The sequence below is a fragment of the Shewanella sp. MF05913 genome, assembly GCF_059758095.1.
Genome location: NZ_JCAYNT010000009.1, coordinates 79,228 through 99,658 on the forward strand (window position 1 = coordinate 79,228; position 20,431 = coordinate 99,658).

The 20,431-nt window shown below is 43.5% G+C and carries 21 protein-coding genes; 13 read left to right on the forward strand and 8 right to left on the reverse strand.

Features of this window, described 5'->3' with window-relative positions:
* Nucleotides 1–37 precede the first annotated feature (37 nt).
* From AC19MV_RS12330 to AC19MV_RS12345, 4 genes are all read left to right on the forward strand, one after another.
* On the forward strand, nucleotides 38–598 hold the full coding sequence (locus tag AC19MV_RS12330) for a BON domain-containing protein (protein ID WP_498298541.1): 561 nt from the start codon (nucleotides 38–40) through the stop codon (nucleotides 596–598).
* A 112-nt stretch (nucleotides 599–710) separates the two neighbouring features.
* Nucleotides 711–980 (forward strand): hypothetical protein, encoded by a 270-nt coding sequence (locus AC19MV_RS12335; RefSeq protein ID WP_498307896.1) that lies wholly within the window; start codon nucleotides 711–713, stop codon nucleotides 978–980.
* 186 nt (nucleotides 981–1,166) lie between these two features.
* Nucleotides 1,167–1,751, forward strand: coding sequence for a TetR/AcrR family transcriptional regulator (locus tag AC19MV_RS12340; protein ID WP_432402188.1), 585 nt, complete (start codon nucleotides 1,167–1,169; stop codon nucleotides 1,749–1,751).
* A 98-nt stretch (nucleotides 1,752–1,849) separates the two neighbouring features.
* Entirely contained in the window at nucleotides 1,850–2,404 is a 555-nt protein-coding gene (locus tag AC19MV_RS12345) for an NlpC/P60 family protein (RefSeq protein ID WP_498307897.1), read from the forward strand.
* 101 nt (nucleotides 2,405–2,505) lie between these two features.
* Here AC19MV_RS12345 and AC19MV_RS12350 read toward each other — a convergent pair whose 3' ends face one another.
* Nucleotides 2,506–5,643 carry an efflux RND transporter permease subunit gene (locus AC19MV_RS12350; protein WP_498307898.1) on the reverse strand — a complete coding sequence of 1,046 codons (3,138 nt, stop codon included), beginning with the start codon at nucleotides 5,641–5,643 and terminating at the stop codon, nucleotides 2,506–2,508.
* 11 nt (nucleotides 5,644–5,654) lie between these two features.
* Entirely contained in the window at nucleotides 5,655–6,890 is a 1,236-nt protein-coding gene (locus tag AC19MV_RS12355; RefSeq protein ID WP_432402194.1) for an efflux RND transporter periplasmic adaptor subunit, read from the reverse strand.
* A gap of 400 nt (nucleotides 6,891–7,290) precedes the next feature.
* Between AC19MV_RS12355 and AC19MV_RS12360 the strand changes: the two genes are divergently transcribed.
* Nucleotides 7,291–7,911: a TetR/AcrR family transcriptional regulator gene (locus AC19MV_RS12360; RefSeq protein ID WP_498307899.1), complete on the forward strand. Its 621-nt coding sequence runs from the start codon at nucleotides 7,291–7,293 to the stop codon at nucleotides 7,909–7,911.
* 163 nt (nucleotides 7,912–8,074) lie between these two features.
* Here AC19MV_RS12360 and AC19MV_RS12365 read toward each other — a convergent pair whose 3' ends face one another.
* Nucleotides 8,075–8,569: a prepilin-type N-terminal cleavage/methylation domain-containing protein gene (locus AC19MV_RS12365; protein ID WP_498307900.1), complete on the reverse strand. Its 495-nt coding sequence runs from the start codon at nucleotides 8,567–8,569 to the stop codon at nucleotides 8,075–8,077.
* 200 nt (nucleotides 8,570–8,769) lie between these two features.
* Here AC19MV_RS12365 and mog point away from each other — a divergent pair, with 200 nt between their 5' ends.
* Entirely contained in the window at nucleotides 8,770–9,303 is a 534-nt protein-coding gene (gene mog / locus AC19MV_RS12370; protein ID WP_432402200.1) for a molybdopterin adenylyltransferase, read from the forward strand.
* A 182-nt stretch (nucleotides 9,304–9,485) separates the two neighbouring features.
* On the opposite strand, the gene AC19MV_RS12375 is transcribed toward mog, so the two are convergent.
* The 4 genes from AC19MV_RS12375 to AC19MV_RS12390 all read right to left on the reverse strand — a co-directional run bounded on the left by AC19MV_RS12375 (nucleotide 9,486) and on the right by AC19MV_RS12390 (nucleotide 13,369).
* Nucleotides 9,486–9,710, reverse strand: coding sequence for a hypothetical protein (locus AC19MV_RS12375; protein ID WP_498307902.1), 225 nt, complete (start codon nucleotides 9,708–9,710; stop codon nucleotides 9,486–9,488).
* A gap of 121 nt (nucleotides 9,711–9,831) precedes the next feature.
* A complete protein-coding gene (locus tag AC19MV_RS12380; RefSeq protein WP_432402206.1) occupies nucleotides 9,832–10,965 on the reverse strand; it encodes an ABC transporter permease in 1,134 nt (377 codons plus the stop codon).
* Nucleotides 10,965–11,699 carry an ABC transporter ATP-binding protein gene (locus AC19MV_RS12385; protein WP_498307904.1) on the reverse strand — a complete coding sequence of 245 codons (735 nt, stop codon included), beginning with the start codon at nucleotides 11,697–11,699 and terminating at the stop codon, nucleotides 10,965–10,967. Before AC19MV_RS12385 ends, AC19MV_RS12380 begins: the two co-directional genes overlap by 1 nt.
* 2 nt (nucleotides 11,700–11,701) lie before the next feature.
* Nucleotides 11,702–13,369, reverse strand: coding sequence for an alpha/beta hydrolase (locus tag AC19MV_RS12390; RefSeq protein ID WP_498307906.1), 1,668 nt, complete (start codon nucleotides 13,367–13,369; stop codon nucleotides 11,702–11,704).
* Between the two features lie 94 nt (nucleotides 13,370–13,463).
* Here AC19MV_RS12390 and AC19MV_RS12395 point away from each other — a divergent pair, with 94 nt between their 5' ends.
* The 7 genes from AC19MV_RS12395 to AC19MV_RS12425 all read left to right on the forward strand — a co-directional run bounded on the left by AC19MV_RS12395 (nucleotide 13,464) and on the right by AC19MV_RS12425 (nucleotide 20,164).
* Nucleotides 13,464–13,841, forward strand: a complete 378-nt coding sequence (locus AC19MV_RS12395) for a GntR family transcriptional regulator (RefSeq protein ID WP_498298521.1) — start codon at nucleotides 13,464–13,466, stop codon at nucleotides 13,839–13,841.
* Between the two features lie 36 nt (nucleotides 13,842–13,877).
* Nucleotides 13,878–14,747, forward strand: coding sequence for an ABC transporter ATP-binding protein (locus AC19MV_RS12400; RefSeq protein WP_498307908.1), 870 nt, complete (start codon nucleotides 13,878–13,880; stop codon nucleotides 14,745–14,747).
* Entirely contained in the window at nucleotides 14,744–16,036 is a 1,293-nt protein-coding gene (locus AC19MV_RS12405) for an ABC transporter permease (RefSeq protein WP_498307910.1), read from the forward strand. The genes AC19MV_RS12400 and AC19MV_RS12405 overlap by 4 nt, the downstream gene beginning before the upstream one ends.
* A gap of 140 nt (nucleotides 16,037–16,176) precedes the next feature.
* Nucleotides 16,177–17,970 (forward strand): AMP-dependent synthetase/ligase, encoded by a 1,794-nt coding sequence (locus AC19MV_RS12410; protein ID WP_498307912.1) that lies wholly within the window; start codon nucleotides 16,177–16,179, stop codon nucleotides 17,968–17,970.
* A gap of 240 nt (nucleotides 17,971–18,210) precedes the next feature.
* The gene (locus AC19MV_RS12415) at nucleotides 18,211–18,690 is read left to right on the forward strand and encodes a hypothetical protein (RefSeq protein WP_498307914.1); all 480 of its coding nucleotides are present in this window, start codon (nucleotides 18,211–18,213) and stop codon (nucleotides 18,688–18,690) included.
* 261 nt (nucleotides 18,691–18,951) lie between these two features.
* Complete coding sequence (locus AC19MV_RS12420) at nucleotides 18,952–19,467, forward strand: hypothetical protein (protein ID WP_432402223.1); 516 nt, start codon at nucleotides 18,952–18,954, stop codon at nucleotides 19,465–19,467.
* A gap of 304 nt (nucleotides 19,468–19,771) precedes the next feature.
* Nucleotides 19,772–20,164 carry an acyl-CoA thioesterase gene (locus AC19MV_RS12425; RefSeq protein WP_432402411.1) on the forward strand — a complete coding sequence of 131 codons (393 nt, stop codon included), beginning with the start codon at nucleotides 19,772–19,774 and terminating at the stop codon, nucleotides 20,162–20,164.
* Here the strand turns inward: AC19MV_RS12425 and AC19MV_RS12430 are convergent, their stop codons facing one another.
* On the reverse strand, nucleotides 20,165–20,422 hold the full coding sequence (locus AC19MV_RS12430) for a GNAT family N-acetyltransferase (RefSeq protein ID WP_432402225.1): 258 nt from the start codon (nucleotides 20,420–20,422) through the stop codon (nucleotides 20,165–20,167).
* Nucleotides 20,423–20,431: the final 9 nt, after the last annotated feature.

Here is a 20,431-nt window from a genome sequence, read left to right on the forward strand (position 1 = left end):
TAAAACAGCATTAACACTAACAATGGAGAATATCTTTATGAAAAAGACTACATTATCAGTATTAACAAGCATCGTTCTTGGTTCAATGGCATTTACTGCAAACGCAGCTCAAGATTGGCAGGATGATGCAAAAGATGCATGGATTGATGGTAAAGCTGAAACCACGTTACTGTTAAACACCAACTTAAACTCTTTTGATATTAATACCGACGTAATAGACGGTAATGTGACCTTAACGGGTAAAGTAAACAGCAGTGTTGATAAAGCGCTGGCTGCAGAATTAGTAAAAAGTGTCGATGGCGTTAACGAAGTTAATAACGAATTAACGGTGATGAAGCAGCACCACAGCGACAAAGATCATGACAGTGATACTTTAGCCGACACCTTAACTGACTCGAAAGTGGCAACCGTGGTGAAAACGCGTTTATTATTTTCAACCGACATATCGGGTACCGAGATTGATGTAGACGTTGAGAATGGCGTAGTCACCTTAGAAGGTACGGTGTCGAGTGATGCCGAACGTGATTTAGCCCTAACCATTGCCAAAAATACCGATGACGTTAAAGAGGTTGTCGATGAGTTACGCATTACTGGGTAATCGTGATTGATATAGCATATTATTAACCAGCCTTCGGGCTGGTTTTTTTATGAGGCAATTTTTAATAGGGTCACTTTTTAATGGAGTAACTTTTTACTGGGGCAAGCATGATATGCATGATGACAAAATAAGCCGCGATTATTTGGTAGTATCACCGAGATATTGCTCTATTTTGGTTGTGGCAGCGAGTGCACAGTTAAGCGGTTGCAGTAGCATGTTATGCCAGGCGCAAACAGACAAGGCGACCGATCCCATAAGCCAGTATGACCAGCAAAAACAGTGTGAGCAGCGGGTGAATCAACATATCGATGATGAACGTCGCCAACAACGCTCAGACATTCAACAGTTGCTAGACGAATCTATTAAGCAAAATACCCGCTAACTTTTTCACGCAGACCTGAGCATCGCTGTTTTACTACTCAGCGCTTGTACCAAGACTTTACGCCAATACCTTATCTGTTCTTTTTCATCATTTTATCTGTAATTGTGTCCAATGTTATCGATAAACTGGAAATGCGTAGACGACTGGTCTATTTTTGTTTATCGTAGCGCCAAAATTGGAGATCCTATGAACAAAAATACTACCAGTAAGCAGTCAATTTGTGCTGTCGGTGAAAAGCTGTTTGCTTTACATGGATACAGCGCAGTTGGGATTAAACTTATTCTTGATGAAGTGGGCATTCCGAAAGGCTCGTTTTATCACTATTTTGCCAGTAAAGAAGCGTTTGCCGCAGAAGTCGCACAATACTATTTTGGGCAACGTATTGCGCCGATTGCCATGGACCCTAACGCTAGCTTTAAAACCAATGTGACAGCTGTATTAGGCGGCTACCATCAACTGATCGAATTTTTGTTTAGTGACAGTCAGCCCCGTGGCTGTTTAATGGGTAATTTATTGGTTGAAGTCAATCCGCAAATGACCTTATTGCATAAAACGCTTAATCAACTGTTTGACCAGTGGTTGAGTCTGTTTAATGCCCTTATTGAACAAGGTCAGCAGCAAGGTTTTATTAAAACCGATATGACAGCGAACGTATTATCGAACATTTTTTGGTCAAATTGGCAAGGGACTATGCTACGCTGTCAAATTAAAGCGGATAAAACAGCAGCAAAGCGCGCCATTGTGCAATGTATGCAGCTGATTACCCGTTAAATTAACCTTTATTCAGTGGCTTGTGACGTATTTTGATTGTGTATTTATCTAAAGGTCTTTATATTTCGGTGATTTTTTCGGGTCTGGAGTGAGTCGAGTTGGCTAAAAGAATATTATTTGCTTGTTTAGTGGTGTTGTTGTCTGCGTGTGCATCAAACCCGCCAGTGGTACGAGCCCCTAAACCTGTGGTGGTTCCACCTATGCTTAAGCTTGAGCCGCCTAAGTGGAGTGAGTCAAACTTACTGAGTTTTCATGATCAATGGAAAGGCACACCCTATCGTTTAGGTGGCCTGAGCCGTAACGGTATTGATTGTTCGGGTTTTGTGTATTTGGCTTACCTAGACATTGTTGGCAGTAAATTACCGCGTTCGGTGAATGCGCAACGTATTTTAGGTAAAGAAGTCCCAAGAAGTCAGCTTGTTATTGGCGATCTAGTATTTTTCAAAACAGGTAGAACCGCACGCCATGTGGGGATTTACATGGGCCAGGATAAGTTTTTACACGCCTCAACTAAAAAAGGCGTTAAGATTTCTAGCTTAAATAATGTCTATTGGAAACCTCGTTATTGGTTTGCTAAGCGCCTAAACAAGCCGATAGAACAGCAAAATATGTCGATAGCCAGTTTAGCTGATTACGCGCGATATCAGGATTAACCCGTAAACCTGAGTTTGATCTGCGTTTGAGATAGATAATAAAAAAGAGGTAAACCGTAAGGTTTACCTCTTTTTTGTTTTTACACTAATGAAGTCGCTAGCTATTTAGCTTCTAAAGGCTTAACTCGTTTAGCCAGCGCATAATAAAAGAGTGGCGTCAGTAACAGACCAAATATGGTCACACCAATCATACCGGCAAACACTGCCACACCAATTGCTTGACGCATTTCGGCACCTGGGCCACTCGAGAACACCATCGGCACTACACCCATAATGAAGGCGATAGACGTCATTAAAATTGGGCGTAAACGTAAGCGGCCCGCTTCAAGAATGGCATCGAATGGTGATAATCCTTTGTCTTGCAGCTCTTTAGCAAATTCAACAATCAAGATAGCGTTTTTGGTCGCCAGCCCCACCAGAACAATCAGTCCGATTTGGGTAAAGATGTTGTTATCGCCACCGTAAATTAATACGCCACTGATTGCCGACAGAATCGTCATCGGAATAATCAAGATAATCGCCAACGGTAAACTTAGGCTTTCATATTGCGCGGCTAATACCATAAACACTAATAAAATGATTAATGGGAAAATATACACGCCCGCATTACCTGCCAATATCTGTTGGTAGGTGATTTCAGTCCACTCGTAAGTCATGCCATTAGGCAGTGTTTCAGCTAAGATTTTTTCAATCGCAGCTTGTGCTTCACCACTACTAAACCCAGGTGCAGCACCGCCGTTAAGCTCTGCGGTAGTAAAACCGTTATAGTGCATAACGCGATCTGGACCTGCGACATTGGCAACGTTAATAAACGAGCCAATCGGTACCATTTCACCCTGATTATTACGTACCTTGAGCTGAGAAATCTGCTCTGGTGTTTGTCTAAACTGTTCGTCAGCTTGAACATTTACCTGGTATGTACGGCCAAATTGGTTGAAGTCGTTAGCATAAACCGAGCCCATGTAACCTTGTAGCGTGGCAAACAGTTCGTCTAACGATACGGCTTGCTGCTTGGCTTTGGTACGGTCTACTTCAACTTCAAGTTGCGGCACGCTGACTTGATAACTTGAGAACACACCGGCTAACTCAGGTGTTGCCCACGCTTTTTGCATTACTTGCATGGTGACTTTATACAATTCTTCGTAACCGTAATCTCCACGATCTTGAATTTGTAATCTAAAGCCGCCAATTGTCCCTAAACCTTGAACTGGTGGTGGTGGGAAAATGGCAATAAATGCACCGTCAATCGCGGCAAACTTTTGGTTTAACGCTGCGGCAATGGCGCCAGCTGATAACGATGGATCTTTACGGTCGGCAAAGTCATCGAGCGGTGTAAATAAAATCGCGCTATTGGTACTGTTGGTAAAGCCGTTAATGCTTAAGCCTGGGAAGGCTACTGCATGAGCCACACCCGGTTGATCGAGTGCAATACGCGACATTTCTTTCACGATAGCTTCGGTGCGATCAAGTGATGCGGCATCGGGCAGCTGTGCAAAGGCAATCAAGTATTGCTTGTCTTGGCCGGGCACGTAACCGGTTGGCGTGCTGGCAAATTGTAAACCTGTTACGGCGACTAGACCGATATACAACACGCCAACAACCACACCAAAACGAATCACTTTTTTCACTATCCAGCCGTAACCGTCTGACAATTTTGCAAAGAAGCGGTTAAACGGTGCAAATAACCAACCGCCGAGCATTTTGTCCATGCCACGGGTTAAAAAATCTTTCTTATCGTGATGACTCTTAAGCAGCAATGCAGCTAATGCAGGGCTTAAGGTTAACGAGTTAATCGCCGAAATAAAGGTCGAAATAGTAATGGTTAAGGCAAACTGTTTATAGAACTGACCGGTTAACCCTGACATAAATGCCGTTGGAATAAATACCGCTGCCAATACTAATGTGGTGGCGATAATCGGGCCGGTCACTTCCTTCATGGCTTTTTGCGTGGCCGCTAAAGGTGCTAAACCTTCTTGGATATTACGCTCAACGTTTTCCACTACAACAATGGCGTCGTCGACCACAATACCAATCGCCAGCACTAAGCCGAACAATGATAATGCATTAAGCGAGAAGCCCATTAAGTGCATAAAGGCAAACGTGCCGACAAGCGAAACCGGTACCGCCACTAATGGAATAATAGAAGCGCGCCAGGTTTGTAAAAACAGCACCACGACTAACACCACGAGTAAAATGGCTTCTAGCAGGGTTTTAACAACCGCTTCAATCGAACCGCGTACAAATACCGTAGGGTCATAAACGATGTCGTAAGTTAAGCCTTCTGGGAAGGTGGCCGACAACTCTTTCATTTTGGCGCGAACGTCATCAGAAATCTGAATCGCGTTTGAGCCAGACGCCTGGAATACCGGTAATGCCGCAGCATCTTTATTGTCTAGCATTGAACGCAGTGCATAAGTTGATGCGCCTAATTCAACACGAGCAACATCTTTTAAGCGAGTGATTTGAGCCTGGTCGCCTACTTTTACAATAATGTCTTCAAATTCTTCTACGTTGTTTAAACGGCCCTTTAGGTTGATCAGTAGCTGAAAATCACTTTCGCCACTAGGTTGAGCACCTAGGCTACCTGCGGCAGCTTGTTGGTTTTGCTCACGAATAGCGGCAACCACGTCATTTGGCGACAAACCAATTGCAGCCATTTTATTAGGGTCTAACCACACACGCATACTGTAGTCGCCCGCGCCAAATACGCGTACAGCACCTACACCTTCAATCCGTGCGAGTTCGTCTTTAACTTTTAACACCGCATAGTTAGACAAGTACAACATGTCATAACGGTTATCGGGTGAGGTTAAATGCACCACCATGGTTAAGTCTGGTGATGATTTTTCGGTCACAATACCTAAACGCTGTACTTCTTGTGGCAAACGCGGTTTAGCGCGTTCAACACGGCTTTGTACCTGGGTTTGCGCTAAATCAACATCAGTACCAATCGCAAACGTGATCGTTAAGGTCATGCGGCCATCAGAGGTCGCTTGAGAGGACATGTAAAGCATGTTCTCAACGCCGTTAATTTCTTGCTCTAGTGGTGATGCTACGGTTTCGGCGATTACTTTTGGGTTTGCGCCAGGGTAGTTAGCGGTTACCACCACCGTTGGCGGTACCACTTCTGGGTATTCGGTGATCGGTAACTGCCAAACCGCTATCGCACCAGAGATAAAAAATAATAGCGATAAAACAGCGGCAAAAATCGGTCTTTTAATAAAGAATTGCGACAACATGAAAGTATTCCTTAGCCTTGACTTGCTTCATCAGCAACTTGTGCTGTGAGCGGCTGATTATCAAATAGTAACTGCGCCTGGTGCAGTGCTTCTATTTGGCTGCTTTCGGCCATTTCGGTTAATTTTGGAGTGATAGTGACGCTAGGACGCACTTTTTGTAAGCTATTAACGACAATTTTCTCATCTGGTTGCAAACCCTTGGTTACGATACGTAAGCCGTGGATTTTTTCACCTAAAGTAATGCTACGGTATTCAAGGGTGTTTTCATCGTTAACCACTAACACGTACTTGTTGCTTAGGTCAGTAAAGATGGCCTTGTCGTCGATTAAAATACCTTGATATGACGCACTACCTGCAATGCTAATACGGGCAAATAAGCCAGGCATTAACATGTTGTCTGGGTTAGCAAACGTAGCTCGTACACGGATAGTACCGGTTTGTTGATTGACTGAGTTGTCGACAAAATCGATCACACCTTGATAAGTAAATTCGGTTTCATTGGCCAATGCCATTAATACCGTGTTGTTACCTGAGCGTGGATCCTGGCGTTTGTTTTCAACTGAAAGCGATGCATATTTAAGGTAAGTTTGCTCGTCGATATCAAAGTACGCATACATGTTTTCGATTGAAACTAGGCTAGTCAGCTGAGTTTGTCCCGCAGTGACATAGTTGCCCGCGGTTTCATTGGCATAAGATACGCGGCCAGTAATTGGCGCGGTGACTTGGGTGTATTCAAGGTTTAGCTTGGCACTGGTTAACGCCGCTTTCACCGAGGCTACAGCCGCAGCTGTTTGGTGCATGTTGCTGCGACGAGTATCAATTAACTCTTCAGAAACCGCTTGTTGACTAAACAATTTGTTTGCACGGTCAAAGTCATTTTTTGCCAATTGGTTAGCCGATTGCGCACTGGTTAGCTCAGCTTGAAGACGTTCGACTTCAGCGGTAAACACGTTTGAGTCAATGGTAAACAACACATCGCCTTTGTTAACCAATGCCCCTTCTTTAAAGTTTACTGATTCGATATAACCCGACACGCGCGGTACCAATGTGACTTTTTCTGGTGCTTGTAAGCGCCCAGTAAACTGGTCCCACTCGGTAATACGTTCATGAATGACGTTAGCAACACTCACTTCAGGGGCTGCAGGTGCACCTGCTTGTTGTTGCGCTGGAGCTTGCCCACAAGCCACAAGTAGTAATGCCGTTAGGCTAACTAACAACGTGGATTGAATTGATTTAAATATAGTCATGTTACTTTCCTCTAATCAATAGCTTTTACGTTGTTTAACGGGCTACTGGTTGCGTTACTTTTTGTCTGTTGCTACAGTTTTATACCGGTCGGTATGAAATTGTTCTGTACCGAACGGTAATATATAGATTAAAATAACCCTGTCAACGTATTTTGTACCGATGAGTATGAAATTATTTTGACCAAATGTTCATTTAGTGTGAAGATGAAATAAGCACATACGACAAAGTGTTTGTTGTGGCGCACATCAATGGGTAATTAATCACTCATTTTGTGATAAGTCGGCACACAATTAGCACAATTTGTGGTTTAATAATGCGCATAAATATGCCCGTCTTAGATTAGTGTTTTTATTTAACACTATGATAATAAAGGGTTCGTTAAAATATGAGGTACAACTTATGACAATAACTAAAGCCGCTTGTGTTGGTCGCCCACGTGGGTTTGATATCGACATCGCTTTGGAGCAAGCGCTTAATGTGTTTTGGCGTAACGGTTATGAAGGGACTTCTTTAAACGAACTCACCGAGGCGATGGGCATTAAAAAGCCAAGTCTATATGCGGCATTTGGCAATAAAGAGCAGTTGTTCTTTAAAGCTATCGACTTATATGAAAATCGACCAGACTCACTGTTTAATATTGCCTTTCAGCACGATCACATTGCCGATGTCATCCGCGGATTATTGCTCGGTGCTGCTGCCCAGTTTACCGATTGCAGCCACCCACAAGGTTGCGCGTTAATTAACAGCACATTGTCGTGTAGTGAAGCGAGCGAGTCGATTAAACAAACCGTGTTAGCGCGTAAATTAAAGCATAAGCAACAGTTGGCCGATCGATTTGAGCAAGCTAAGCAAAAAGGCGAATTACAAGAGCGTTGTGAACCTGTGGTATTGGCTAGCCTGATGACCGCATTGTTTCAAGGTTTGTCGATGCAGGCGTCGGAAGGGGCAAGCGTTGATGAGTTGCAGCAAGTCGCGACTATGGCGGCTGAAGGTATTTTAACGGTTAGTGTTAAGCGTTAATGCTTTTAAACGTTTATCAGTTTTAAGCACCTATAAGTCTTAAACGGTAGTTCAGCGTTAAGCGTAAGTGCAACGATAAATCCAATATCGATAAAGCGCGAGTAAACTAGTGGCGAACAGTATCAATCTTGTGGATTTATTGAGTTCAGTGTGAGCTTGGAAATTAACAACCGCTAGTCGTTAGGCTGTAAAAGGCAGGTGCTGGCTGAGATGAGTCAACATTGTAAAGCAGATTACAGTTGTCAAACGTGGCAAACCCCTTAGGCACTATGTACATAGATGCTCCGCCAGGTACGTTAAATATTCCCCAATCAGCAGTAATCGCATCATTTGCACCAACCATCACTTCAAATGAACCATCAAGAGCCAATGTAACATTAGCCCCAAGAGGCGTTAAATATCCGACTCTAGTCGTCACAGCATTCCCATTCAATGTCACCGACCCTGGGTCGAGTTTTTCCTGGCCAGCCAATACTGCCTTTGAATACACTAGGGTATTAGCCGACTTTAATGCACCTTGTAAGCCATTTAAATTGGCAATGACCGCATCACTTTTTAAGTTTATAAATTTCGGCGCAGCGACTACCGCTAAAATCCCTAAAATAATAATCACTACCACTAATTCAATCAGGGTAAAACCGCGTTGTTGTTTTTGCATAATAAAATCCAATGTTTGAATAGCTGCGATTAGTATAAGGAACCGCCTGGCTGATGTCATTTTTTGAGACGGTTTGCATTTATGGGTCTGTAATTTTGTGATGTAGATGTTTTTTGGTAGATTAGCTGCCTATAACTAAATTCTTGATTTAACCTCCATGCGAATCGAGGTTAATGACCCCATATTAGGGAAATATCACCATGAGTAAAGCTAAAATCGGCATCGTGACCGTCAGTGACCGTGCTAGTGCGGGTATATATGAAGACTTATCTGGTAAAGCCATTATTGATGTATTGAGTGAGTATTTAACTTCAGAGTGGGAGCCTGTATACAAGGTGATCCCAGATGAACAAGATGTCATTGAAGCCACCTTGATTGATCTTGCTGATAACCAAGATTGCTGCTTAATTGTCACCACAGGTGGCACCGGCCCGGCAAAACGCGATGTCACCCCTGAAGCAACTGAAGCCGTGTGCGATCGCATGATGCCAGGCTTTGGTGAGCTGATGCGCGCGGAGTCATTAAAGTTTGTCCCTACAGCTATTTTATCACGTCAAACAGCAGGGCTACGTGCCGATTCGCTAATAGTAAATTTACCCGGCAAACCTAAGTCTATCCGTGAATGTTTAGACGCGGTATTTCCCGCTATTCCGTATTGCATCGACTTAATGGACGGTCCATTTTTGGTGTGTGACGAAGCGGTCATTAAGCCATTTAGACCGAAAGCGAAGTAAGTGTGACATGACATAGCAGTCACGCTAAATCCTGTTCTGCAGAAATACCGCTCCGTAGCAATACAAATCAGTATTACTAAAATGCCGTCAACTATGACGGCATTTTTTATTTTTGGGCATGTTTATCGGTATTGTTGCTGGATAAGTTTATAAGGGCAGCTGCGAACGATGGAGTACCAAGCTTACAATTTTTTAAACTGCTGCTTTAAATCAAAGTCGCTGTCGGTTACCAATCTTTCCAGCACTTGTATGCGCTCAATCAATGCCTGGTTTTGTGCTTTCATGTCTGCGAGACCATCGGCTTCGGCTTTTTGTTTGTGCTTTAAATAGTGCTTAAACATTTCGGATGCCGTAGTACCAACAATTACGATAAATACCAGTGCGATAATCGCCATATCATCGTTCATAATCACTCCTTAATTATTCAACCTTGTATATTATCCAGCCTTAACGGATTGCCGCGAAGGCTGGATGACGTTTACATATTTTTATCAGTTATTCGTTATTAGTCACTCTTGGTAAAAAAACTTATAAACCAAAGACCACTTTTTCACTTTTTAGTGACTTCTCTAATCCTGCGGCCAGTGCTACAGCAATGATTAAGGTGGCCACCGATGACACGATTAACTGCATCATTGGGATTTCGCGGCCTTTAATAAAGTCCATTAACGCTTGTTGCTGACCCGATACCGGTAACCATTGCAGTACGTCTGGGGCAATGTTGTAACTGGCTGCCATTGACAGTGCCAGCGGTACAAATAACACCATGGTTAAGTATGACTGCGCTTCTTTAAAGGTTTTGGCCATAAACGACACATACAATTGCAAGGTAGCAGCCATGAGTGCGACAGGGATTCCGACCAGGAACATAAGCCCCATAAAGTCCTGGCTAATGTTGACGGTAAAGCCAATTTCTTGCCAAGGCACAAAGGGGTAGGCCACTTTTGATACCAGCAAGATTAAAATGAGTCCTAGCAGTGCAAAGCAGGTTACTGCAATAATTTTACCGATGACTAATTCGCGGGTGCTCATTGGGTGACTGAGCAGTAATGCCAGTGAGTTACGCTCACGTTCGCCGGCACTGGTGTCGATGGCGAGGTTCATGCCAGAAATAAACACTGAATACATCATGGTGAAAATAGCGATGCCTAAGATCATCCCGCCTTTAGAATCTGCCGTGGCCTTGTCTTCAACATTGATTTTGATTGGCTGAGTAATGCGCGGATTAATCCCGCGGGCAATTAAGCGAATACTGCCCATTTCCGAACTGTACGTTTGTAATTGACGCTCAAGACGGCGAATAGACTTTTGCAGCTTTTCATCTGAGTTATCAGCAACCAATAACACTTCTGCCGGTTTGGCCTTGGCCATGTTAGCGGCGTAATCGTCACTGATGGTTAAGATGATTTTTTTCGCTTCGTCATCGTCACCATGATTAATGCCGTTATTGCTTAAGTAGCGCACTAAATCTGGGGCGTTATTGGCATTATTAATCTTGATGCTAAGATCTTCTGGGCTAGACAGTTGACCAATTAACACCATAAATAGGCCACACATGATCAGTGGCGTACCCATGGCATAATATAAACCTGCCATGACAGAGCGTTTGTCTCGTGCGGCATCAATAAGTTCTTTGCGCACCATTGCGAGTATCATTTTCATTATGCTGCAATCCCTTCGTCAGTACCGATAAGTTCGATAAATGCATCTTCTAGTGAGTCTTTGCCGGTTTGTTGACACAGTTCGTCAGGGCTACCAATGGCGACTACTTTGCCGTTTGCCATCACAATGACCCGGTCACATAATGCGGCGACTTCTTGCATGACATGACTTGAAAACAATACACAGTGACCTTTCGCTTTAAGTTGCAATAAAATGTCGCGCAGTAAGCGGGTACTCATCACATCAAGTCCGCGGGTGGGCTCATCTAAAATGATGTTACTTGGCTGATGCACTATGGCTTGTGCCAGTGCGGTTTTCATCCGCTGACCTTGCGAGAAACCTTTACAGCGACGGTCGCTAATGTCTTCTAGCTTTAATTGCGCAATCACATTGGCTGTGGCTTCTTTGGCTTGCTTGCGTGACATGCCGCTGAGCTCTGCAAAGAAACTAATGTATTCACGCGGTGTAAGGCGCTCGTACAATCCAAATGGATCAGGAAATAAGCCTAATTGCTTTTTTGCACCTATTGGGTCAATCGCTACATCAATATTGTCTACTGTGGCGGTGCCAGAGTCTGGTTTGAGCAAACCAAATAAAGTGCGTAAGCAGGTGGTTTTTCCGGCGCCATTAGGCCCAAGTAACCCGGTGATTTGACCATTTTCAGCGCTAAAGCTTAAATCGTCTAACGCCTGCACATCGCCAATTTTTTTGGTTAAGTTTGCAACAGTAATCATGACTATTCCTTATCTGCAGCAGTGTTTGCTGGCGCTGTTGTGTCGGTTTGAGTGTCAGAGCTTGCCGGTGCAGCGTCTGTCGATTTGGTGTCTGTTGCTTTACCCTCTGTTGATTCTGGTTCAGAGGTTGCGGCTACCGGTAGTATTTCTACCGTGTTGGCATTGAGGTAAAAGCTGCGGCGTACGTCTTTTTGTAAACATTCACCGTCAATGTCTTTTAATGATCCTTGTTCCACCAGTTGAGCCACTAAATCATTACCACAACTTTGATAGGCCACTCCGTGCGTCGCGTAAGGTGCAATAAAATGCTTCGACTTGGTAAGCTTTTCTTGTGCCAATGCCCCCCAGTTTGGTGGTGTCGCAGGGTCAAGCTCGCCAGACAATAATAGGGTAGGTATGTCGCTGTCGACGGGCTCGCTAAAGCTGTCATCTTCAGGGGATATTTGCCATACCTGGCAGGTTTTTTCTAGTCCATCTAGCATGCTGCCACTGATATAAGACTCTTTAGCATCTTTACGCATTTGTTCGGTAATGCGGTGAATATCTTCGCCACATACTATTGACGCGTGCATGCCAATGGCAATGCCTGTGCTGTCGGCAGTTAAAGCGTAAATACCTAAAATGGGTTGGTAGTTGCCTTGTGCTGCCTGGTGTATCGCGTGAGGAATAAGCGCACGGATATTGGGCATATACATTGCCATGCGGATAGCCCCTGAGTACTTACTGCGAGTGAGCAAAAAGTCGCTAGGTTCATCGGTTTGTGGGTCGCGCACTTTTTGGCTAATCGGTGCATCTGCAAGTTGTTGATCGACTTGATTGTATTCGTCGACTAAATCAGGAAACTGCTGCTGACATTCAGGAGTGCTTTTACAATCGCGCCACAGCACATTTAAACCCCGTTCAATGGAGCTACCAATGGCGACGACGCTCTGCTGCATAGGCACTACACCGTCTAATGTTACCGTGGCTAGTGCTTCAGGGTAATGACGCATATAAAGCTGTGCCATGCGTGTACCATAAGAAATACCGTAAACATGCAGCTTTTTGTAACCTAAATATTCGCGAACCGCTTCAAAGTCTTTTAATGCGGTGTTACTGCCGTATTGGGTAACGTCTGCATCAATCTTCGCTAAACATTTTTCGGTTATCGCCAACATGTCGAGGTTGTCTTCATTAACGCTGAGCGCATTTAAATCACCGTCATCGCAGCTCAAAATGTTTGATTGGCCAGTACCGCGTTGGTCGATGAGTAAAATATCGCGTTGCTGGCGTACCTTAGTCAACATGCTGTTAAAGCCTGCGGCATTTTCGATAGCCGATTGGCCTGGGCCGCCAGCGATGGCTAATAGCGCTTCATCTGGGTGGGTGTTTTTAATTGCGGGTAAAATTGCAAAATGAATGTCGATTTGCTTACCGTCAGGTTGCTTTGGATTTTCTGGTACGCTGATTTTTCCGCATTGAAACTGCTCGTCTAGGCCATCTAAATAACAGGTGGTTGTTTTAGCTGGCGCAGTCATTGCGGTGTCTGCGGTATCTGCAGCACTGTTGTTAGCAAGCAAAATGGCCACTGCAACTGCAACCCAGCGGCTAGCGCGAGTTACCGATTGGCATAAACCTAAAGCGCGTAATCGCGATATTGAGCTTGTGTTGATAAACTTCCTGTTGATCATCGGAACGTTTCCTTTTTGCATTTCATGACGATTATGATACCTTAACATCTAGTGTATGAGTGTATCAATGTATTAATACAGTTGCTAAAGGCTAATGTTAGAATTACTAAATGTCAACCCCAGCAGTGGCGAACCCATTTATCGACAATTGCACGATCAAATCGTGCGCTTAATTGTCGGCGGCCAATTGCACCCTGAAGATGTACTGCCTTCAGTGCGCCAATTGGCCGAACATTTGGCGGTAAACCCAATGACAGTGTCGCGTGCGATGCAACAACTTGTCGACCAGGGCTGGGTTGAGCGTCGTCGTGGCCAGCCGTCACGCGTGGCCGCCAGAACCTCTGCGAATAATGCTTCTGGTAGCAGTTTATTAGCACCGCAGTTAAGCGCATTAGTTGAGCAAGCACAACAATTAGGTGTGGATTACGACGAGTTACAGCAATTGTTAAAGCAGTTTTGGGATAAAAAGTAGTTATTATTTAGTTGAATGTTGATAGGAAAGTCGAACATGGAAGCCGAAGATAAGCCCGTTTTACAGTTTAATCTAGTCAATAAAATCTATGCCGAGACAACTAAGTCTGCAACCGGACATAAGGTGTTGAGCGATTTGTCGATGACACTTTACCCTGGCATGGTGGTAGGATTACTCGGTCAAAACGGCGCGGGTAAATCGACATTAATGCGTTGCGCGTTAGGGATTGTCGATATCGACAGCGGCAACATCAATACCTTAGGTGAATCGCCTGAAGCGCTATCTATTGCCGCAAAACAGCGTATTGGTTATGTACCACAACAGCCTTTTGGTTATGAAGGCTTCACCATCGATAAAGCCTTAGAATTGCACCGCAGTTTTTATTCCCATTGGGACATCGCTTTAGAGCAAGATTGGTTAAAGCGTTTTGATTTAGATGTCACTCAAGCCGTGCAAAAACTGTCTGTCGGCCAGCGCCAATCTTTAGCATTAATCATGGCGATGGCGTATCGACCAAGCTTGTTATTACTCGACGAACCCGTCGCTAGCCTTGACCCTATCGCCCGTCGCCAATTTATGGGTGACTTATTTGATCTCGCCCTCGATTCTGGCTCGGCAGTTTTATTTTCATCGCACATCACCTCCGATTTAGAACGTGTCGCCAGCCATGTTGCACTAATTAAAAAAGGCGAGTTAGTGCTGTTTAAAGAAATTGATGCCCTGCGTGAAGAGGTTAAATTACTCAGTATTGGCGATGACACTCAGTTACCTGCAAGCTATAAAATATTAAGCCAAACCGGACAAACCGTGCTGGTGGATACCCAGGGTAATCCAGAGGTTATTGCAGGTGTACAAAATGAAAAATCATTAAATTTAGAACAGTTATTTATGGAGCTGCACCGATGAATGCGCTGCAAACTCATAGCCCACAAGCTACATGGCGTAAACCATACCAAGGGATGTTGCGCTTATGGTTATATGACTTAGGCAGTGTCAGCTTTTTGGGCACAAGCCTGCTTGGGTTGGTATTGGGGATTGTGTTGCTAATCAGTGGAAAAACTGGCGTGGTGAGTTTGGTTTTTGCAATGTCGACAGTCTCAGCCGCTGCCAGTATTGCCTGGCAGTTAAATCGTTTAGTGGCGACTGAGAACAGCCAATTAATTCCGGGTTATCAAGCCAATGTATTGCAACAATCACTGACTATTGCAATCGCTATTATTAGTTTGCAGGTGTTGGCTTGTGTGATCTTTTCGGCGTATGACGTGATAGCGCAATTGTGGTTAGCCGTTGCGGTAGGACTTGGATTTATTTGGCTCTGCTTGTGGCGTAGCCACTATTTTCACTTATCTTTTGCGCTGTTTATTATGGTGCCATTTTTAGACGAGCTCGCCTCTAGTGTGTCGCAGTGGGCCAGTTTAATCATTGTCGCTATGCTGTTTTATCGTGTGACTGTTTTGTGTCGGCAACTGCGCTGGAACAGCGATGCTCGGGTGGTGTATCTCAATGCTGTGCAAATGGGTTTGATGTGGTTACCGAGTATTAAAGGTCTCGCGTGGATTAGCAGATTCGAGCGCTTGTTTCATCCAATGAATTTCTTTATTGGCCCAGTATTAACCATGATGATGTTAGCCCTGCCTGTTATTGCTATCGGGTTAATGCTGTTTTCGTGGCTGTTTGACTTTAACTTGCCTGCGATGTTTTTAATTGCTCAGTTCTCGGTAATAAGCTGTGCGATTATTCATTGGAGCCGTATTCAGCGTTGGCGTGCCACCGAAAGCTTATTTTTATTGCCTTGTTATAGCGGGTTAAACGGGATGAAAGACGCCTTTTTTTACAGCCAATATCGTTTTATTGCGGCTATGGTGTTCATTGTCACAGGGATTGGTTTATTGCAATTCTTGTTTGATCCACAATTTAGCTTATTGTTTTTAGTCCACTTAGGGTTAAGCACCTTTTGGGGTTGCGCAATTATGCTCGGCACTGGGTCGGCAAGCCGTAATAGCCACCAAGCAACCGCGGCAATGTTGGTGGTGTTTGTACACTCTATAATCGTGTCGATGAGTTTTGCCGCACTAAGAGATGGCGACAGTATTACCCCGTGGCTATTGCTGGATATTCCGTTAGCCGTAGTGGGTGTGTTGGCATTAAGCTGGGGTAAACGTCAACTTTGGAAGCATGGCATCACCGCGCCTTAAACCGGCGTTTGTTGTTTATCAGTTTTGCTTGTGAACGTGATGTTAATCGCACTTATAGAGTAAAAGCTCTTATGGTTTTAATTGGCTTAAGGTAGAATGCAAAAAGCGGAACACCTGTAAGCTAAAAAGGCCACTGTTAAATGTCATTAAATCAATACCACGTCGTACGACTTCTGCAACAGCAAAGTCAGTCTTTAGGCAATAATATTGCTCTAGAAGGCTTCGAAATGCCAGCTCCTTGGCATACTGTTACTTGGAATAAATTCAATACATTAACTGACACTGTTGCCCAGCTGCTGATTGAGTTTGGCTTACAAGTGCAAGACAAAGTAGTGATATTGTCACAAAACTGCCCACAGTGGACTTGTGCTGATATTGGTGCACTTAAAGCGCGTAATGTAGTGGTGCCTGTCTATCCAACCAGTACACTTGAACAAGCGGTGTTTATTGTTAATGACGCTCAAGCAAAATTAATTTTTGCTGGCAATCAGCAGCAATATGACATGGCGTGTGACATTGCCGCTCAAGCCGACTGTGTGCAACAGATTGTCGTGTTTGATGCCAATGTTAGCTTACGCGCCGATCATCACCTGTATTTTGATTCGCTATTAACCGCACAATTTAATCCAAGTGTGACCCAGGAGTTAACCAGCCGACTAGCCAATACCAATCTTGACGACTTGCTCACATTGATTTATACCTCTGGCACAACTGGTAACCCAAAAGGGGTGATGATCGATTACCGCAATTTTGCCTCGATGATCAATCAACATGACCAAAAATTACCTTTTACCGCCGGTGATGTGTCTTTAGCCTTTTTGCCGTTAAGCCATGTATTTGAACGCGGCTGGAGCATGTATGTATTGTGCCGTGGCGGACATAACGTTTATTTAAATGACACCAATAAAATTAAACAAGCTCTGGTTGCCGTTAAGCCACACACCTTATGTGTCGTGCCACGATTTTTAGAAAAAATTTACAGTGCCGTGCACGACAAAGTCGGTAAAGCGTCTAAAGCACGCCAAGCATTGTTCGCCTGGGCGATGAAAGTCGGTAAGCGTCAATTTGAAGTAGACCAAGGCCGTGTTAAATCGAGTTTATGGTTAAGTGCCCAGTGGACGCTGGCGAACAAGCTGGTTTACAGCAAATTACAGCAAGTGCTCGGCGGCCGACTTAAATTTATGCCAGTGGGCGGCGCGGCACTCGATGTCAATGTGGGTAACTTTTTCCACAGCATTGGCGTACCGGTATTGTGTGGTTACGGCATGACCGAAACCTGTGCCACAGTAACGTGTAATACCCTAGATAATCGCGTGCCAGGCTCAAACGGTAAGCCGTTAGAGGCCATGCAAATCAGGCTGGGCAAAGACGATGAGATTTTAGTCCGTGGCGACACGGTAATGCGTGGTTATTACAATCGCCCCGATGACACCGCCGAAGCCTTTGAAGACGGCTGGCTAAGAACTGGTGATGCCGGGCGTATTGATGAACAAGGTAACTTGTATATTACCGACCGCATCAAAGAGTTAATGAAAACCTCTAACGGTAAATACATTGCCCCACAGCGCGTTGAAGGTAAGGTTGCTTGTTGCCCGTTTATTGAACAAGTGGCCATAGTTGCCGATGCACGCAATTACGTGTCAGCGCTTATTGTGCCAGCATTTGAAGCGTTAAATACCTGGGCTACTGCGCAGGGCATACATGTTGAAAACCCAATTGAGTTGTTACGTCACTCACAAGTGGTGGCTCATTTTGAGCAGCGATTAATCGAGTTGCAACATGAGCTAGCTGGGTTTGAAAAAATCAAAAAATTCACCTTGTTGCACGAAGCATTCTCGATGGAATCTGGACTTATCACCCCAACACTAAAGCTGCGTCGTAAAATGATTTACAGTAAATATCACAGTGAAATTAATGCCATGTACGGGCAGTAACGCTTCATCAAGAACATCCCCAAAGGACGCATTCGCGTCCTTTTTAGTAATACTTAGTGATAATTGTCAGTATTTCCAGTAGCGGTACAATACTCTATTTTAAAATTAGGCAGCATAGAGGGAACTATGGAAATTATCACGGTAAATGGAAAGCCTGTTTTTAGATCTAGCACTCAGTCGTGTTATGACAATCATTTAGCTAGAAAATTGCTAGTGATGTTTTGAAGAGATGAGTGTTGAATGATGAAAAATACGCAAGGTGAGGATGTTACTTTTGGGGGATTTCCGCCCTTGTTGTCATTTATAACCTTTTTAATTGCTTCTGTGCTGATGACTATATCATTAGGTGTAGGGGCATCTGTTGCAATGAATTTTTATTTTGACCCTTCACCAGAAGCGATTTTAGGCGTGTTAGCCGTTTTATCTATCATTTTTTTCTTGGTGAATTACCAAGTTATTCTAGGTTCATTTTTTGCCGTTAAGGTTCTAAAGCTATTCCAATATGCTCTCTTAGTTTTACTGATCCCTATTGTGATAATAGAAGACTTTTCCGTGGAATTATTTATTGTTAAATTGGTTTCAGCAGTTTTAGCGATGAGCTCAATTTTTATTTTAGACATTAAAAAATATCGAATTTTTGTTCAACATCGATTAAATAGTGTTGAAGACTATAAATCTGTTCTTGCGGAGATAGCTGCTGAAGAAGGCGCTAAATATTAAAACCGCTCTTCGTTGATTAAACTCACTTGTAGATCTGTTTTATTGGTCAAAAAGTGTAATTAGTCCTTGGACGTTACGCGCCTTAATTTACCTAGTTATTTCAGGTGAGTTAATAAAATTAATGGCTCGAAAAGGCAACATAAAAATTATCCATGAATTTCGTTTACATTTAATGGATGCCGTTGGAGTTTCAATGAGCGTTTCTGGTAGCCTATTCAATGGAACAATGGCTATTGGTATATATGAAGAGCTAGCTGATTGATGAAAAGACAAACTAAAAAGAAAAGTGATGGCGATATTGTCGGATTATTTCCACCTATGAAGTCCATAGGGGCTTTTTTAGCTACGATACTATTCATGATGCTTGCCATATCACTTTTAAATTTTCTCATTTTAGAGTTTTATTTTGGTATAGTTGATATAGGGAGCGAGCTTCTATTCTTATATTTTGCGGCATTAGTAATTCTTTTCAATGGCTTCAATTATGCAATTGTTAGAGGATCTTTCTTTGCTGTAAAAGTCTTAAAATGGTATTTCTATATTTTATTTATTATATTTTTGCCGACAGTGTTTTTAATCGCACAAGAGGCCACATTTATTTATGCATATCTGTTAGCCGTCATTGTTTTATTCATGTCACTTTACCTGTTACAGAGTAAATACTATCAAATTTTTGTTGAGTATCAGTTTGATGCTTTAGAGGACATCAAGGAAGTTCGTGCTGAAATAGCGGCTGAAGTTGCAGCAGACAAAGCTAAGCATGGAAATAAGTTCTAGTTGTTTGGCTTTAGAGTGACAATGATTTAAGCCGAAATTTGATGGCATTTTGTCTGTTTAGTTGATTTTGGCCATCATAGATGAGTACGATTCCCAATCGAGAAAATAATTTTATTTAATTTTTTAGATGGTTACTGTTTGCCCCCCTAACATGCCCCCATAATTCCTTCGCAATAAAGACATTTTTAATGACCTTGAGTGAGATGTGTCGTTAGAATGGGTTAATGACATTTGTTCATCGAAAAACATCAATGGACTCAACATAATAAGAAAGGACTTTTTTGTGGCAGACACTCAATTTAGCATGACCCTTAAACCGCGTTTTTGTGAAACCGATGCTTTAGGGCACATCAATAACACCGTGATCCCTGTGTGGTTTGAAGCAGCGCGTGAGCCGATTTTTGATATTGTAAATCCGGGGCAAGATTTAACTAAATGGAATATGATTATTGCCGGTTTTACCATCGCCTTCGCCGCGCCAACCTACTACGGCACAGAAGTGACGGTGAAAACTCACATTAGCCGTTTGGGCAACAGTAGTTTTGATATTTTACAAAGCTGTTGGCAAAACGGTAAAAAAACCGCAGAAGCCACTACCACCATGGTGCATTACAATTATCAAACCGAAAAAAGCGAACCATTGGCCGACAATGTGCGCCAGCAATTAGCTGCGTTAACGGGTCCGGTTAACGGCTAATTAACGCAAAAACTTAACCACATAACTGCAGCTGGCATTAATATGAAAACCTTCAGATTTTGCCCATGCCAGCCCAGTACGCACTAGCTTTTCTGCAATCCCCTGGCCGCGCAATGCTGGTGGAACAAAGGTGCGATGAAAATCAATACTTTGGTCCGCTAAGTGGTATTCAAGCATGGCTTCAACTCCTTGAATGTTGACCACAAAACGATGTTGTTCGGCTTGGTGCTCTACGGTGACGACGTCTTGATTACTCATGGTGTTATC

Bases quoted from the DNA above. Each gene is read 5' to 3' on its own strand.
- AC19MV_RS12330 (WP_498298541.1), top strand. From the start codon at position 38: ATGAAAAAGACTACATTATCAGTATTAACAAGCATCGTTCTTGGTTCA.
- AC19MV_RS12335 (WP_498307896.1), top strand. From the start codon at position 711: ATGCATGATGACAAAATAAGCCGCGATTATTTGGTAGTATCACCGAGA.
- AC19MV_RS12340 (WP_432402188.1), top strand. From the start codon at position 1,167: ATGAACAAAAATACTACCAGTAAGCAGTCAATTTGTGCTGTCGGTGAA.
- AC19MV_RS12350 (WP_498307898.1), bottom strand. From the start codon at position 5,643: ATGTTGTCGCAATTCTTTATTAAAAGACCGATTTTTGCCGCTGTTTTA.
- AC19MV_RS12355 (WP_432402194.1), bottom strand. From the start codon at position 6,890: ATGACTATATTTAAATCAATTCAATCCACGTTGTTAGTTAGCCTAACG.
- AC19MV_RS12360 (WP_498307899.1), top strand. From the start codon at position 7,291: ATGACAATAACTAAAGCCGCTTGTGTTGGTCGCCCACGTGGGTTTGAT.
- AC19MV_RS12365 (WP_498307900.1), bottom strand. From the start codon at position 8,569: ATGCAAAAACAACAACGCGGTTTTACCCTGATTGAATTAGTGGTAGTG.
- mog (WP_432402200.1), top strand. From the start codon at position 8,770: ATGAGTAAAGCTAAAATCGGCATCGTGACCGTCAGTGACCGTGCTAGT.
- AC19MV_RS12375 (WP_498307902.1), bottom strand. From the start codon at position 9,710: ATGAACGATGATATGGCGATTATCGCACTGGTATTTATCGTAATTGTT.
- AC19MV_RS12380 (WP_432402206.1), bottom strand. From the start codon at position 10,965: ATGAAAATGATACTCGCAATGGTGCGCAAAGAACTTATTGATGCCGCA.
- AC19MV_RS12385 (WP_498307904.1), bottom strand. From the start codon at position 11,699: ATGATTACTGTTGCAAACTTAACCAAAAAAATTGGCGATGTGCAGGCG.
- AC19MV_RS12390 (WP_498307906.1), bottom strand. From the start codon at position 13,369: ATGATCAACAGGAAGTTTATCAACACAAGCTCAATATCGCGATTACGC.
- AC19MV_RS12395 (WP_498298521.1), top strand. From the start codon at position 13,464: ATGTTAGAATTACTAAATGTCAACCCCAGCAGTGGCGAACCCATTTAT.
- AC19MV_RS12400 (WP_498307908.1), top strand. From the start codon at position 13,878: ATGGAAGCCGAAGATAAGCCCGTTTTACAGTTTAATCTAGTCAATAAA.
- AC19MV_RS12405 (WP_498307910.1), top strand. From the start codon at position 14,744: ATGAATGCGCTGCAAACTCATAGCCCACAAGCTACATGGCGTAAACCA.
- AC19MV_RS12410 (WP_498307912.1), top strand. From the start codon at position 16,177: ATGTCATTAAATCAATACCACGTCGTACGACTTCTGCAACAGCAAAGT.
- AC19MV_RS12415 (WP_498307914.1), top strand. From the start codon at position 18,211: ATGATGAAAAATACGCAAGGTGAGGATGTTACTTTTGGGGGATTTCCG.
- AC19MV_RS12420 (WP_432402223.1), top strand. From the start codon at position 18,952: ATGAAAAGACAAACTAAAAAGAAAAGTGATGGCGATATTGTCGGATTA.
- AC19MV_RS12425 (WP_432402411.1), top strand. From the start codon at position 19,772: ATGACCCTTAAACCGCGTTTTTGTGAAACCGATGCTTTAGGGCACATC.
- AC19MV_RS12430 (WP_432402225.1), bottom strand. From the start codon at position 20,422: ATGAGTAATCAAGACGTCGTCACCGTAGAGCACCAAGCCGAACAACAT.